Here is a 14,854-nt window from a genome sequence, read left to right on the forward strand (position 1 = left end):
TCCCCCTTTTTATTAATGAACTTCAATCATAATCGCGTCGCCTTGGCCACCGCCGCTGCAAATCGATGCAATTCCAATGCCGCCGCCGCGTTGCTTCAATGCATGAATAAGCGTTACAATAATCCGTGCCCCGCTTGCTCCAATTGGATGTCCCATCGCAACCGCGCCACCGTTTACGTTAATTTTTTCCGGATCAATTCCTGCAATATTTGCACTCGCAATTGCAACTGCTGCAAAGGCTTCGTTAATCTCAAATAAGTCAATCTCATCCACTGTCTTACCTGTTTTCTTCAAAAGCTCATTAATCGCATACCCTGGTGTTCTTGGGAAATCTTTCGCTTCTACCGCAATTGCTGTATGTGCTAAAATCGTCGCTAACGGTTTTCTTCCTTCTTGCTGCGCTCTGTCCTCGCTCATTAATACAAGCGCCGCGCCGCCATCATTTAACCCTGGTGCATTTCCAGCCGTTACTGCCGCTGTTTTATCAAATACAGGCTTTAGCTTTGCTAGCTTTTCAACTGTTGTATCTTCGCGCGGCGCTTCATCTTTTGTAACAACAATCGGCTCACCTTTTCGCTGCGGTACAGATACTGGTACGATTTCCTCTTCAAATCGACCTTCCTTCTGCGCAGAAACTGCACGCTGATGACTGCGATATGCCCATTCATCTTGCACTTCGCGAGAGATTCCGTCCTCCTTCGCGACTTCTCCGCCATACACACCCATATGTACGCCAGAAAATGAACACGTTAAGCCATCTACTACATTTAGATCGGCAACTTGATTATGTCCCATCCGGTATCCCCATCGTGCACCTTGTAAAATATAAGGACTATTGCTCATTGATTCCATTCCGCCTGCTACAATAAGCGTTTGATCTCCAGTACGAATAATTTGATCAGCCATTGTTACAGCACGAAGACCAGATGCACAAACTTTATTCACTGTTTCTGTACGAGTTTCCCAGGGAAGTCCAGCTTCTCTCGCCGCTTGGCGCGAAGGAATTTGCCCCTGTCCTCCTTGAATCACCGCTCCGAATATAACTTCTTCAACATCATTTGCAGCAACATCCGCTCGCTCAAGCGCAGCTTTAATCGCAATTCCTCCAAGTTCCGTTGCTTTTACATCCTTTAAAGATCCCCCAAACTTTCCAACCGGCGTTCTTGCAGCACTTAAAATAACTGTTCTTACCACGTTTATTTCCCCCATTTCTTTTTTGGGCGCTGAGCGCCCGCTCGATACTCCTACGCTGAGAAGAGGTGCAAATCTTGCACCTCTTTCTAAAGTTGTATGGATTCTTACGTATTACATAACTTCTTTTTTAGACCCAATTACAGAGCGTTCTAAAATCTCTGTTACATCAAGTGTCTGAACTTGCTCTTCTACTTCTTTTGCTTTCGTACCGTCACTAATCATCGTTAGGCAGTACGGGCATCCCGTACCAATGATTGACGGTTTCACAGCAAGTGCTTGTTCTGTACGTGCAACGTTAATGCGCGAACCTGTTGTTTCTTCCATCCACATAAGTCCGCCGCCTGCACCGCAGCACATGCCTGTTTCACGATTACGCTCCATTTCAACAACTTTCACACCTGGAATTGCTTTTAAAATACTGCGCGGTGCTTCATATACTTCGTTGTATCTTCCTAAATAACAGGAGTCATGATACGTAATCGTCTCTTCAATACGGTGAACCGGCTCTAATCGTCCTTCTTTCACCCACTGTGCTAATAATTCTGTATGGTGATAGACTTCTGCTTGTAGACCAAAGTCTGGATACTCATTTTTAAATGTGTTATAGGCATGCGGATCAATCGTAACGATTTTCTTCACGCCTGCTTTTTCAAATTCTTCAATGTTCTTTGTGGCCATCTCTTGGAATACAAATTCGTTTCCAAGGCGGCGCGGCGTATCTCCCGAGTTCTTTTCTTTATTACCAAGAATCGCAAAGGAAATGCCCGCTTTATTCATCAGCTTCGCAAATGATATCGCAATTTTCTGACTGCGATTATCATAAGATCCCATTGATCCTACCCAGAATAAATATTCGAACTCTTCGCCAGCCTTTGTTTTCTCTTTCACAGTTGGAACGGTTACTTCATCATCGCCTTGGCGCCACGTTTCACGCTCTTTACGGTTCAGCCCCCACGGATTCCCTTGGCGCTCAATATTTGTCATCGCACGCTGCGCTTCTGGATCCATTTTTCCTTCTGTTAAAACGAGATAACGACGTAAATCAATAACTTTGTCAACGTGTTCATTCATAACTGGGCATTGATCTTCACAGTTACGGCACGTTGTACATGCCCAAATCTCTTCTTCTGTAATGACGTCTCCGATTAAACTTGGATCATAAGCAAGTGCTGTAGCAGCCGATTCTTGTTGCCCTTGCCCTGCTGCCATCATCGCTAACTGATTTCCTTGTGTATTGTTAAACGCAACCGCCGGAACCCATGGAGCCCGTGATGTTACCGCTGCCCCCTTATCCGTTAAGTGATCGCGAAGTTTTAAAATTAAATCCATTGGTGACAACATTTTGCCCGTTCCTGTTGCCGGGCACATATTTGTACAGCGCCCGCACTCTACACAAGCGTATAAATCAATAAGCTGCGTCTGTTTGAAATCCTCAATTTTCCCAACGCCGAATGTTTCTTGTGTCTCATCTTCAAAATCAATTTTTTCAAGTTTCCCTGGATTAGAAAGGCGAGTAAAGAATACATTAGCAGGTCCGGCAATTAAATGTGCGTGTTTTGATTGTGGTACATAAACTAAAAACGTTAACAAAATAAGTAGATGCACCCACCAAGAGAAATAGAACACAGAAATAGCTGCGGTTTCATTTATTCCTGAGAAAACGTAAGCGATTCCAGAAGCGATTGGTTCGCTCCACGAAAGCTCTTCGCCGTGCCATATAATGCCCATTCCGTTACCAAGTAGTACAGAAAGCATTAAGCCTCCGATAAAAATAAGAACAAGGCCTGATTTAAAATTACGTTTTAAACGAACAAGTTTTTCAACGTATCTTCTATGAAAAGCCCAAAAAACTGCGATTAAAATCATAAGTGTGATAATTTCCTGGAAGAATGTAAATGCAGGGTATAGTGGTCCAAATGGAAGATGTGATCCTGGTGCTAATCCTTTCCAAACGAAGTCAATTGCTCCAAATTGGACAAGAATAAATCCGTAAAAAAACATAACGTGCATGATACCGCTTTTCTTATCTTTCAGCAATTTTTTTTGACCGAAAACGTTAACCTTAAGAATATCCCACCTCTCTTTAAAGCGGCGATCAAATTCTACTTTTTTTCCTAATTGTATGTAGGCCATCCTTGTTCGTATCAAATATACAAACAAATATCCAGCATAAGCAATAACAGCAATGGCAGCCAGCCAATTAATGATCAGTAAACTATTCATTTTTATGATACCCCTCTCTTTGTAAGCCCTCTTTCTTTTAGAATCTTCGAAAATAAATAATTTTCTGAATTATATCCCCTATCCCCATTATATAATGAGTGAGCATTCAGTCAACAGTTTTTTGTTATACAACACAACATTTTTTCATAAAGCTGTTTATTTAGGTGAAACTATAAGAATGAATTCTCAGGAGGTAATTTGATAATGGTCTTTTTATCTCTTTTACTAACATGCTTAGTCATATGGGTCTCACTCGACTTTTTACTTGGAAGAAAACATCATTTAAAAAAAATAAAGTCCCGCCCTTTTCCCTTACGACGTAGCAATTTTAAATTGTATACATGGGGAACAAATTTATACAATGATTTATTTCTGGATATAAAGGGGGCAAAGCATCATATACATATTTTATTTTTCATTGTCAAAAATGATGAAGTTAGTCAAACTTTTTTACAGCTTCTCACTGAAAAAGCCAAACAAGGTATAGAAGTACGCCTCCTTCTCGATCGTATAGGAAGCCATCGTTTATCAGATGAAACCATTCGCTCACTCAGGAAACACGGTGTATCTTTTTCATATTGCCATAAAATCAAGATCCCTTTTCTCTTTTTTTCTGCAAACCAAAGAAATCATAGAAAAATTACGATTATCGATGGGAAAATTGGCTATATTGGAGGTTTCAACATCGGAGAAGAATATTTGGGGCATGATCCTGAATTGGGCCTTTGGCGTGATTATCATTTACGCCTGACCGGCGAAGGCGTACAAGATTTACAAAAACAATTTTTGCACGATTGGCGCGATGATACAAATGAAGATTTATTAGAAGAAGCATCATTTTTTCCTAAACAGTTTCCAGGCCCTATGCTACACCGCTTTATCCCAACAGACGGTGCCTATTTACAGGAAACATTTGTATCACTTATTGAAAGTGCAAAAGAGGAATTATATATTGGGACACCCTATTTCATTCCGGGAAAAATAGTAATGAATGCATTATTACAAGCAAAAAAACGAGGTGTTCGCATTACGATTCTCGTTCCTAAAAAAGCAGATCACCCACTCGTTCGCGAAGCTAAATTACCATACTGCCGGAAATTGATGAGGGCAGGGTGTCATATTTATGAATTTCAACAAGGATTTTTTCACGCGAAAATTATTATGGTAGATAATCATATTTGTGATATCGGAACAGCTAATTTTGATATGAGAAGTATATACATCAATCATGAAATAAATTGTCTCCTATATGATCGGGCTTTTATACAAGAAATTAAGGTGCACATTAGCAAAGATATTGAGGGGTCTACATTGCTTACTTGGAAAGATGTTTCCTCTCTCTCCCTTGTCGATAAAGGAAAAGAATGGATTGGGACGTTACTAGCGTTTTTCTTATGAAATGAAACTTTTATAATTAAATAATAAATAACGGGGGTAGGACAGATGATTATGCGCTTTGGGTATGTCTCACATGCAGTCGCTTTGTGGGACTGCTCCCCTGCTAAAACAATGACATTTACAACGTGGAAAAAGCTTGGGAAACAGGAACGAGAAGAAAAATTATATAATATTACAATGCAAAACCTTATGCATACATTACGTACCCTGCATTACAATATCGCACATGAAATTCCATTATACCGATTATCATCTTCTATCGTCCCGCTCGCAACCCATCCTGAAGTTGATTTTGATTATATCGATATATTTACACCCTTTTGGCGTAAGATGGGGAAATTAATTCGAGAGCATAACTTACGAGTCAGCTTTCATCCAAACCAGTTCACATTATTTACAAGTGAAAAACCTCATATTACAGATAATGCGGTTTTAGATATGACATATCACTATAACGTATTAGATGCAATGGGATTAGCAGACTCTTCCTACATTAATATCCATATTGGAGGTGCATACGGCAACAAAGAGAAAGCTTTACTACGCTTTCATGAAAACTTAAAAAAGCTCTCTTTCCATATCAAGCAGCAAATGACACTTGAAAATGATGATAAAACATATACAGCTTCTGAAACATTAGCCGTTTGTAAGCTAGAAAGAATCCCTTTTATATTTGATTATCATCATCACATGGCAAATCTTTGTGATGAACCGTTAGAAGTACTACTACCAGCTATTTTCAAAACGTGGGATCATACAAATACCATTCCTAAGGTTCATATTTCTTCACCAAAATCAGAGAAGGAATTCAGATCACACGCTAATTATATTGATGCTACATTTATAAAACCCTTTTTACACGTCACGAGAGAACTAAATCAAGATTTCGATATTATGATTGAGAGCAAACAAAAAGATTTAGCACTTTTTCAATTATTAGATGAGCTCGCTTCTATAAGAGGAATTAAACGAATAAGTGGTGCAACGTTACAATGGTAATTGTAACGTTTTTTCATGATGCCATTCTCTTCGGGGTGATATTATTAAAATATAGTATTTTATTGAGGACGTTGAAACGCATGAACAATGGTCATTTTTACATAACCAAAATTGTGACCATACTCACGTTTTTTTGTTAGCAAGCCTATTAATTTATTATAGAAACGGCTCCTTAACACAAACCTTTACTAAATAAAAAATAAAGAACCCATACCCTAGGTTCTTTATTTTCATCTTAGTATTCAAATGGTAAATCAGAAGCTAACTGTACTTCTTGATCATTATGAGTTACTGCATGACTTTTCTCTACTAATTTATCTCCAAAAGAAATACCACATATCATCGCTAACGTCAACATACTACCGATAAGTAGCTTTTTCATGTTCCATCACCCACATGTTTTTCTTTCAATATATCATGAAAATTTATCCATTCTATATGCAATTATGCATATCCATTAATATCCACACCTTAATTCTATCTACTTTTATAAAAAACTCGTTTTTATCCCTATTAATAAGCTCCTTACCAAGAAAAGCATCACTTAAATTTTTTTAAAAGTGTATCTTTATACTCATGCAGTTCTAATAAATCAAAGAAGAACAACGCTTTTTCATAAGCTTCTTGAATGTCTTCTTTTGCATTTCCTAGCTTTTCAAGGCATTCACCTTTTTGATATTGTAATTGTCCAATTAATGACATGCTATTAATACGACAAGCGATTTCAAGTGCCTTTATAACCTGATAAAGCGCCTCTTCATATCGATCATCTAAATACAGTGCTTTTGCATGGTTATATCTAACCTTTACAGCAAATTCTTCATTGCTATGAAGAGATTCCAATTGTTTTAAAATATCTTCAAACAACTCCATACTTTTTTTGAAATATCCATTTTCCGCATAAATGTTTGCTATAGCATTTTCTATATATAATTTTTGAAATACATCAATTCCTGCTAATTCTTGATTGAGTAATTTTTTTAGTTCTAAAATACAATATTCATAACTTATCTTTTTTAACATATACGCTGCCAAATAATACTGCCATTGAAGAAATTGTTGAAATTCTGGATGATACTCATCTTTTTTGAGTTCCTCCCAGACTTTATTATAAATTTCTTTATATTTCTTTTGCTTACAGAGTAATAGAATATGATTTTTAAACTGTTTCTTTCTTTCAATATCAGAATAAATGAGCACCTCATAAAAATGAATGATGGGAACTCTTAGCTTTGCTGCAATTCCTTGGAGTATATCCATACTTGGATATACTGAACCTGATTCAATTCTGCTCACTTCTGATTGATGACATATATTATCAGATAACTGTTTTTGTGTTAAACCTCTTAACATTCTAATTTTCTTTATTTCCGCTCCCAGCTTTTCTGCGTGCATAATTGTTCACCATCCCATTATAGAAATCTAACTTCCGAAGTTGTCATACCACTACAATACTGGTTTTCGACAATTTTTGACATAAAATATTGCATAACGTATCTGAAATTCACTTCGTACGAATACTAAATTGGGATTGTTAGAAATGAATTATAAAGTGAAACTTTCATCAATAGTTTTTTCCTTCTTCTCCACCAATAGAATGTCACCACAAATAACGAAATTAAAAACGATTCGTGTTATCGACTAAAATGATTTAGGCCCAGGAAGTTGATAAACATGACGTGAAAATTAAAATTACTCAGCATGGATCAATAATTGATTCCTTAACTGAACCACTGAGGAATGTGGATTTTCAACCTACAAACAAAAAGGCAAAAGAAAATCAAGCCGAAGTACTTCTTTCCCAATCATATAAAAATGATGAAATATATGACCAAGACATCATTGCTCAAGTAGATAAACATGGAGTAATTAAGACAATTAGTGGTAAAGTTACCCAAAATCTAGAACAGCAACCTAATCTTACTATAACAAATTTTTTGTCGAAAAATGAAGTAAAATCTATATTATGTCATAGACTTTACATTTTAGTGATAGAGGTTCAAAAAAAAAGAATAAAAAGATGTTTACCACCATAACCGGTAAACATCTTTTTTATATCCAGCCCTTTTCTTCCGCAATCGCAATTGCTTCAATTCGGTTTTTCGCATTTAATTTTGTTAACACATCTGAAATATAATTCCGTACAGTACCAGATGAAAGATACAGTGTCTTGGCAATTTCATTTGCTGTTTTTCCTTCTTTCGCTAACAAAAGTACTTCTTTCTCACGATCTGATAACGGATTTTGCTCTTGCCATAGTCCAAACATTAATTCAGGGGAAATCTCTCGTTTCCCTTGCATCACATTGCGAATCGCTGCCGCTAAATCTTCACTTGGGCTATCCTTTAATAAATATCCATGAACTCCTGCTTTCATTGCTCTTTCAAAATAACCTGGACGTGCGAATGTTGTTAAAATCATTACTTTGCATAGTAATTTTTTCTTTTGCAATTCCTCTGCAACATCTAAACCACTTTGAATCGGCATTTCAATATCCATAATACTTATATCTGGCTGCAACTTTTCAATTAATTTTAAAGCTTCTTCACCATTCTCCGCCTGCCCTACCACTTCAATGTCATCTTCTAAATCAAGCAGAGCTCCGAGCGCTCCCCTAAGCATTCGTTGATCCTCAGCAATGATGATTCTAATCATGCTCTCACCTCATCTTTTCCTGTTCTAATTACAATTGGAACCTTCACCGTTAACATCGTCCCAGGATGCGTTTCATCTAGTTCAAGTGCTCCATCAATAAGTGCAAGCCGTTCTTTCATACCTAAAATGCCATTCCCATCATGACTTTGTGCTTGTAATCCCACTCCATTATCTTTCACCTGCAAAATCAGTTCTCCTTGCGTTTCAAATAAGGAAACCATACATTCCGTCGCCTTACTATGCTTTACAACGTTCGTTACCGCTTCTCGCAAGCACATACCTACAATATTTTGCTCAAGTGGTGATAATGCACCAGAACTTGCTTTCTGCTTTACCTCTAGTGAAATATTAGCAGCTTGCAGGATAGCCTTTATTTGCTCAAGCTCTTCTTCCACAGTAATCATCCGCATATCGGAAATCAATTCACGCAATTGCTTTAAGGCTGTGCGCGATGTTTGCGTAATCTCCTTCGCTTCTATACTTGCACGCTCTGGATTTTTTACAATCAGCTTCTCAACAAGCTGGCTTTTTAAAGTAATGAGGGATAACGTATGTCCTAAAGTATCGTGAAGGTCTCTGGCGATTCGCTGACGTTCTTCACGTTTTACTAGATCTTTAATTTGTTCGTTTGCTTCACTTAACTGGTTCCTTAACACCTTTTTTTGATTAAAACTACGCATAGCAAAAGGCATCAGAAGCATCATAATAAACATTGGTACAGCACCTAAAAAAGATGTCAACGAAAAATCATTTCTGTATACAAATATGAATGTGATAACGGTTAGTACTAATAAAGAAAATAGTATTCGGAATGATTTCTTTGTAGGTGCAAATGCTATTGCATTTGCAGTAAAAAAGCCTAAATAAATAAGATATGGATTATAAAAAAACCTAACACAAATGCGATGATCATTTGTATACATGCCCACATCATAAATGTCTTTTGCACAAAATAAAGTTGTCGGTATGCCAAAACAAAGATTACTAGCATACCGCTTCCTAACAATAGTTTCCAACCAGTTTCTTGTAGTAATGTGTAGATTGGAAACGCTAAATATACAAGCCATATATACGGGAAGAATCCCATATGTTTCGGAAAAATCTCAAACTTCTTCTCTATCATGTTATACCGCTTCCTGTCTTTTTCTTATATATATTGATATTACAACAAACATAAGGAAATAACCTCCTAAAATCGCGATATTCTCCCAGCCTATAGATTTCCCCGCTACAATATCCCATGCCCCGCTTCCGAAGTGATATGTTGGTGTCCACTCTCCAATTGTTCTTAGCACTTTCGGAAACACTTCAATCGGCATCCATAAACCGCCTAGTACTGCTAAACTCATATTTAAGATGTTTGCGAGACCAGAAGCTGCATCTGCTTTCTTAATTGAACCTACAATCGTTCCAAGTGCTAAAAACGGCGTCACACCTATTAATAGCCATAATCCAGCACCAATCCATTGCCCGATCGTTAACTCTACGTTATTAATTAGCATACCTGCAATAAAGATCACAAGTATTGAAAAAGCATTTACCACTGTTTGAGAAATAATTTTAGCTGTTAAATATGCTCCCTCTAGAAGTGGTGTAATTTTCAAAAGATGTGTCCATCCCTGCCCTTTTTCTTGAGAAAGTCTCACACCAAAACTAAAAAGTGCTGTTCCTACAATACTGAAAGTAGCCATCGAAATTAAATAGTGCGCTTTCCAAGCATCTCCGTTCTGCGGTACTTGAATAACATTTGTAAAAATGTAATAAAACAGAACTGGCATTAATAATGAGAAAAAGATAAATAATTTATTGCGAAACGTACGTAAGATTTCTATTTTACATTGCATCCATAAGGCTTTCATACAATTCCCTCCTTCTGATTTGCGACAAACTGTTCAAACGCTTCATCAAGACTTCCTCGTTCAACTGAGATATCTGTAACAGGTAAATTCTCTTTATAAATTGCTTGCAACGTAGCATCCGTATCATCTGTTGTGAGAATAACACGCGGTTCATGAAACTGTACTGCCGTAACATGCGGTAACCCCTTCAGCAAGTCTGTTGGAATTTTTTCTTTTGTGTAAAATGAAATGGTTTTTCGAGAAATCGTTGCTTTCATTTCCTCTGGAGTTCCATCAGCAATGATTTCTCCGTTTGCAAATAGTAAAATTCGATCTGCTAACGCATCTGCTTCTTCTAAATAATGCGTTGTCAAAATAATCGTTTTCCCTTCACTCGCTAGCTTTCGAATCGTTTCCCAGAAAGCCTTTCTAGATGTAATGTCCATTCCTACAGTCGGCTCATCTAAAAATAATAAATCTGGGTTTCCAGCAAGTGCGAGTGCAAAGTTTAATCTTCTTTTTTGACCACCTGATAATTTTTCACAACGCTGCCTTTTTTCCGATTCTAAATTTGATAACTGAAGTAATGTTTCTTTTGCAACTGGATTCGTATAATAGCTGCGAAATAGATCAATTGCTTCCTCCACTGATATACTATCGATAACACTCACCTCTTGTAGCATTGCACCGAGGCGATTACGAACTGCTCGCTGCTTGGGACTCTTTCCAAATATAGAAACACTTCCTTCTGATGGATCCTTTAATCCAAGCATCATTGAGATTGTTGTTGTTTTCCCTGCACCGTTTGGCCCAAGAAGTGCAACAATCTGCCCCTTCTCCACATGAAATGAAACGTTATTTACAGCCTTTTTATGTTTAAATGTTTTTGAAACACCATTTACTTCAATAATCTTTTCCATCTTGCCACCTCCACTGTTCCTTGTATTTACATTGTATAAATTGGAAGAGCTGGAAAACAGTAAAATACGTCATGATATGAATATGACAATTGTCATGAAGTTCCTATGAAACCCATCAAGACTCCTTAAAAAGTATACTAACCGTACGCCAGTAGCAGGACAAAAATAAACATGATACAATCGTGTAAGATATATATTCGAGGAAGGACAGTGGTTTTTTTTATGATCATCCGTAATGAGAAGGATTTAGAAGGTTTACGAAAAATCGGCCGCGTTGTTGCGCTTGCACGCGAAGAGATGAAAAAACAAGCAAAGCCAGGTATGACAACGAAAGAGCTTGATTTGATCGGTAAAAAAGTATTAGATGAGCACGGTGCTATTTCTGCACCTGAAAAAGAATATGATTTCCCAGGTGTAACTTGTATTAGTGTAAATGAAGAAGTTGCACACGGTATTCCAAAAGATCAAGTATTAAAAGAAGGCGACTTAGTAAATGTTGATGTATCTGCGGCACTTGACGGTTATTATGCAGATACAGGTATCTCTTTTGTTCTTGGGCAAGATGAAGAAAAAGAAAAACTTTGCCAAGCAGCAGTAGATGCATTTTGGGCAGCAATGAAAAAAGTAAAAGCTGGTTCGAAACAAAACCAAATCGGTCGTGCAGTTTCTAACTTTGCTCATAAAAATGGCTATGCCGTTATCCAAAACTTAACAGGGCATGGCATCGGTCTTAGCTTACACGAAGCACCAAATCACATTCTAAGCTACTACGATCCAATGGATAATGCACTTCTTAAAGATGGTCTTGTTATCGCTGTAGAACCTTTCATTTCTATGAAGGCTGACCATATTATTGAACGCGGCGATGACGGTTGGACATTTGTAACACCAGATAAAAGCCTTGTTGCACAATGTGAACATACAGTCGTCGTAACACGCGGTGAGCCGATTATTTTAACTGAACTGTAAGGGATAAAAGGAATGCAAGTGGCATTCCTTTTTCTATACAAAAAAAAGAGAAATCACACTGATTTCTCTTCTTTTCATATGGATGCCTTACATCTAATGATAATTATCATGAAATGTGGGAACATGACAATTATCATGTTCAAAAGGTTCAAGCATGAGAAAAAGAAATCTCACCATGGATTTCTTTTTCTCTACATATTCTAAAGCTTGGGTACACTAGACATGCAATTTAGGGGCTTTCAAAACAAGAAAGCGAACCTTTGTCTAAAATAATAGCACATACATCCTCTCTAAAAATATGCATATATGCATATGAAATGATTCTACTTTTATTTCTCAACTTAAATTAATTGAAAATACAAAAAACAGGAGATAGAATAGAGTCGTTATCCGTCTTCTTTTGTCAGTCAGATAGAATAGAAGAATAGGAGAGGAATATATGAAGAGAACATTGAAACAAAAAATAGTAAGATCTTTGCTTGCTGCAACACTCGCTGTCAGCTTAGCTCCAATTGGACAAGCAAAAGCTGATTTCCCGCCAGAAACGATCAAAACTCCACCTATTACAGGGCAAGTTAATGCTAACCGTGCAATCGAACACGTCCGTTTTTTATCAGAAACAATTGGCCCGCGCCCTGGTGGAACACAATCAGAAAAATGGGCTTCTCGCTATGTTGGGATGAAATTACAGTCAATGGGATATGAAGTAGAATATCAGCCATTTGCTGTACCCGATCAATATGTAGGATTTATTGATTCTCCTTTATCACGTTCAAAAAATTGGCAAGCAGGCGCCGCCCCAAATGCTTTAATTTCTACTGAGGCTGTCACCGCTCCTCTTATTTTTGTGCCGAATGGGACAAAATTAGAGGAAATTCCAAATGAAGTAAACGGAAAAATTGTCTTATTTGAAAGAGGTGCAACAGTAGCAGACTACAACAAACAAGTAGAAAATGCCGTTGCAAAAGGTGCAAAAGGCGTTCTCTTATATAGCCTAATTGGCGGCCGCGGCAACTATGGCCAAACTTTCAATCCAAGATTAACGAAAAAACAGTCCATCCCTGTATTTGGTCTTGCTTATGTACAAGGTAATGCCTTCAAAGAAGAATTAGCAAAAAAGGGAAGTACAATCCTTTCTTTAAAAGCACGACATGAATCAAACTTACAATCTCTAAATGTTATCGCGAAAAAGAAACCGAAAAAGAGCACTGGAAATGAGAAAGCTGTTATTGTAAGTTCACATTATGACAGCGTTGCTGGGGCACCAGGAGCAAATGATAATGCTTCTGGAACAGGGTTAGTATTAGAACTAGCTAGCGCATTTCAAAATGTAGAAACTGACAAAGAAATCCGATTTATTGCTTTCGGTTCAGAGGAAATGGGGTTGCTTGGTTCAGAGCACTACGTTGACAACTTATCTCAAAAAGAACGCGATCGTATTCTAGGCGTTTTTAATGCTGATATGGTTGCTACAAACTATGATAAAGCAAAAAATTTATATGCAATGACGCCAGATGGTTCTACGAATCTTGTAACAGACGCAGCATTAAATGCTGGAAAACAATTAAATAATGATCTTGTTCTGCAAGGAAAGTTTGGTTCTAGTGACCATGTGCCATTCGCTTACGCTGGCATCCCTGCCGCTCTATTCATCTGGATGGGAGTAGATAGTTGGGATCCACTCATCTATCATATTGAAAAGGTATACCATACGCCGCAAGATAACGTTCTAGAAAACATCTCACCTGAACGTATGAAAATGGCTTTAGATGTCATTGGCACTGGTGTTTATGATGTTCTGCAAAAACCGGCGGTACAAACAGGGCAGAAAGCTGCTTAATTATCACCAAAGCCACTCACTCCAAAGTGGTGGCTTTTTTTTGTAAAAAAAAAATAAATATGCATAAAAGCATATTTATTTCAAGGCATTACCATGTATAATACTAAATATAACAATAATAAAATATAACAATAATGATTATACTTGATAAGAAGGCATTTCTATTATAAAAAAACGATTCTTGTAGGTGTATTAACTTTTGCTGGACAGGAGCTACTGCTACAACCATTCAAGAACAAAGCTTTACAAAATACTATTTCTAATTTCGCCATAGAAACCCCCCCCTTCAGGTTGCATTCTTCCCTTCACTTTATCGTGAAGTTTTTGTGAATATCTACCTAAAGGGAGTAATATCAATAGTAATTTTTTAATTTGTCTGCTACTCAGATTACAGTGTAATCAATAATCTAAAGCTTTTTTATTATTTTATTCGTTGTCGAGTGAATAGAATTCCACCTAAAACGAATAATATCATACCTGCAACGATTGAAATCATTTCCGCTGATGTTCCTCCTGTATTAGGAAGCATTGATGTCGGCTTATCATTTTCTTCAGTAGGTGGAACTTTTGAATCGTTATTTGTGTTTGGATCTGTACTTGGATCTTTTGGATCTTTTGGATCTACACCTGTTTCGTCTTTGATTTTTGTATTCGTGATGTCATAACCTTTTACTTCGGATTGATATCCATTTACCGGTTGTTCTTTCACTTCATACTTGTATGCCTTACCTTCGGCATCATATGCCGCTAAGTCTGTAAATGCATATTTCCAACCTGTTGCTTCGCTTACTTCTTGCGTTGCAATCACTTTACCATTT

Annotated in this window: 13 protein-coding genes and 1 pseudogene; 5 read left to right on the top strand and 9 right to left on the bottom strand. The window is 37.3% G+C overall.

Annotated features, from left to right (window positions below; genetic code table 11):
- Nucleotides 1–12: 12 nt before the first annotated feature.
- Both ORL93_RS18340 and ORL93_RS18345 read right to left on the bottom strand, forming a co-directional pair.
- Entirely contained in the window at nucleotides 13–1,296 is a 1,284-nt protein-coding gene (locus ORL93_RS18340) for an acetyl-CoA C-acetyltransferase (protein ID WP_026008494.1), read from the bottom strand.
- Nucleotides 1,297–1,305: 9 nt separating this feature from the next.
- Complete coding sequence (locus tag ORL93_RS18345) at nucleotides 1,306–3,417, bottom strand: (Fe-S)-binding protein (protein WP_097795136.1); 2,112 nt, start codon at nucleotides 3,415–3,417, stop codon at nucleotides 1,306–1,308.
- A gap of 204 nt (nucleotides 3,418–3,621) precedes the next feature.
- Between ORL93_RS18345 and cls the strand changes: the two genes are divergently transcribed.
- The gene (cls, locus tag ORL93_RS18350; protein WP_018764911.1) at nucleotides 3,622–4,815 is read left to right on the top strand and encodes a cardiolipin synthase; all 1,194 of its coding nucleotides are present in this window, start codon (nucleotides 3,622–3,624) and stop codon (nucleotides 4,813–4,815) included.
- Nucleotides 4,816–4,860: 45 nt separating this feature from the next.
- Nucleotides 4,861–5,814, top strand: a complete 954-nt coding sequence (gene uvsE, locus ORL93_RS18355; RefSeq protein ID WP_097795135.1) for a UV DNA damage repair endonuclease UvsE — start codon at nucleotides 4,861–4,863, stop codon at nucleotides 5,812–5,814.
- 235 nt (nucleotides 5,815–6,049) lie between these two features.
- Here uvsE and ORL93_RS18360 read toward each other — a convergent pair whose 3' ends face one another.
- Together ORL93_RS18360 and ORL93_RS18365 are read right to left on the bottom strand one after the other, a co-directional pair.
- Nucleotides 6,050–6,196 carry a quorum-sensing peptide PapR gene (locus ORL93_RS18360; protein WP_097795134.1) on the bottom strand — a complete coding sequence of 49 codons (147 nt, stop codon included), beginning with the start codon at nucleotides 6,194–6,196 and terminating at the stop codon, nucleotides 6,050–6,052.
- Nucleotides 6,197–6,354: 158 nt separating this feature from the next.
- The gene (locus ORL93_RS18365; RefSeq protein WP_097795133.1) at nucleotides 6,355–7,209 is read right to left on the bottom strand and encodes a helix-turn-helix domain-containing protein; all 855 of its coding nucleotides are present in this window, start codon (nucleotides 7,207–7,209) and stop codon (nucleotides 6,355–6,357) included.
- Nucleotides 7,210–7,547: 338 nt separating this feature from the next.
- On the opposite strand from ORL93_RS18365, the gene ORL93_RS18370 reads away from it, so the two are divergent.
- Entirely contained in the window at nucleotides 7,548–7,850 is a 303-nt protein-coding gene (locus tag ORL93_RS18370; protein ID WP_097795192.1) for a hypothetical protein, read from the top strand.
- Between the two features lie 16 nt (nucleotides 7,851–7,866).
- On the opposite strand, the gene ORL93_RS18375 is transcribed toward ORL93_RS18370, so the two are convergent.
- The 4 genes and pseudogenes from ORL93_RS18375 to ORL93_RS18390 form a co-directional block, all read right to left on the bottom strand.
- A complete protein-coding gene (locus ORL93_RS18375) occupies nucleotides 7,867–8,469 on the bottom strand; it encodes a response regulator transcription factor (RefSeq protein WP_033799264.1) in 603 nt (200 codons plus the stop codon).
- A pseudogene (locus ORL93_RS18380) lies at nucleotides 8,466–9,592 on the bottom strand (histidine kinase). The gene ORL93_RS18375 and the pseudogene ORL93_RS18380 overlap by 4 nt, the downstream one beginning before the upstream one ends.
- A gap of 1 nt (nucleotide 9,593) precedes the next feature.
- Nucleotides 9,594–10,328 (bottom strand): ABC transporter permease, encoded by a 735-nt coding sequence (locus ORL93_RS18385; RefSeq protein ID WP_097795132.1) that lies wholly within the window; start codon nucleotides 10,326–10,328, stop codon nucleotides 9,594–9,596.
- The gene (locus ORL93_RS18390; protein ID WP_006096684.1) at nucleotides 10,325–11,227 is read right to left on the bottom strand and encodes an ABC transporter ATP-binding protein; all 903 of its coding nucleotides are present in this window, start codon (nucleotides 11,225–11,227) and stop codon (nucleotides 10,325–10,327) included. The genes ORL93_RS18385 and ORL93_RS18390 overlap by 4 nt, the downstream gene beginning before the upstream one ends.
- A 171-nt stretch (nucleotides 11,228–11,398) precedes the next feature.
- On the opposite strand from ORL93_RS18390, the gene map reads away from it, so the two are divergent.
- Entirely contained in the window at nucleotides 11,399–12,196 is a 798-nt protein-coding gene (gene map, locus ORL93_RS18395; RefSeq protein WP_026008493.1) for a type I methionyl aminopeptidase, read from the top strand.
- 439 nt (nucleotides 12,197–12,635) lie between these two features.
- Nucleotides 12,636–14,036, top strand: a complete 1,401-nt coding sequence (locus ORL93_RS18400) for a M28 family metallopeptidase (RefSeq protein WP_097795131.1) — start codon at nucleotides 12,636–12,638, stop codon at nucleotides 14,034–14,036.
- Nucleotides 14,037–14,457: 421 nt separating this feature from the next.
- On the opposite strand, the gene ORL93_RS18405 is transcribed toward ORL93_RS18400, so the two are convergent.
- Nucleotides 14,458–14,854 (bottom strand): Cna B-type domain-containing protein (locus ORL93_RS18405; RefSeq protein WP_265959354.1); only part of this gene is annotated, 397 nt, incomplete at its 5' end.

It is taken from the genome of Bacillus sp. DHT2 (assembly GCF_026241455.1).
Taxonomy (GTDB): Bacteria; Bacillota; Bacilli; order Bacillales; family Bacillaceae_G; genus Bacillus_A; species Bacillus_A pseudomycoides.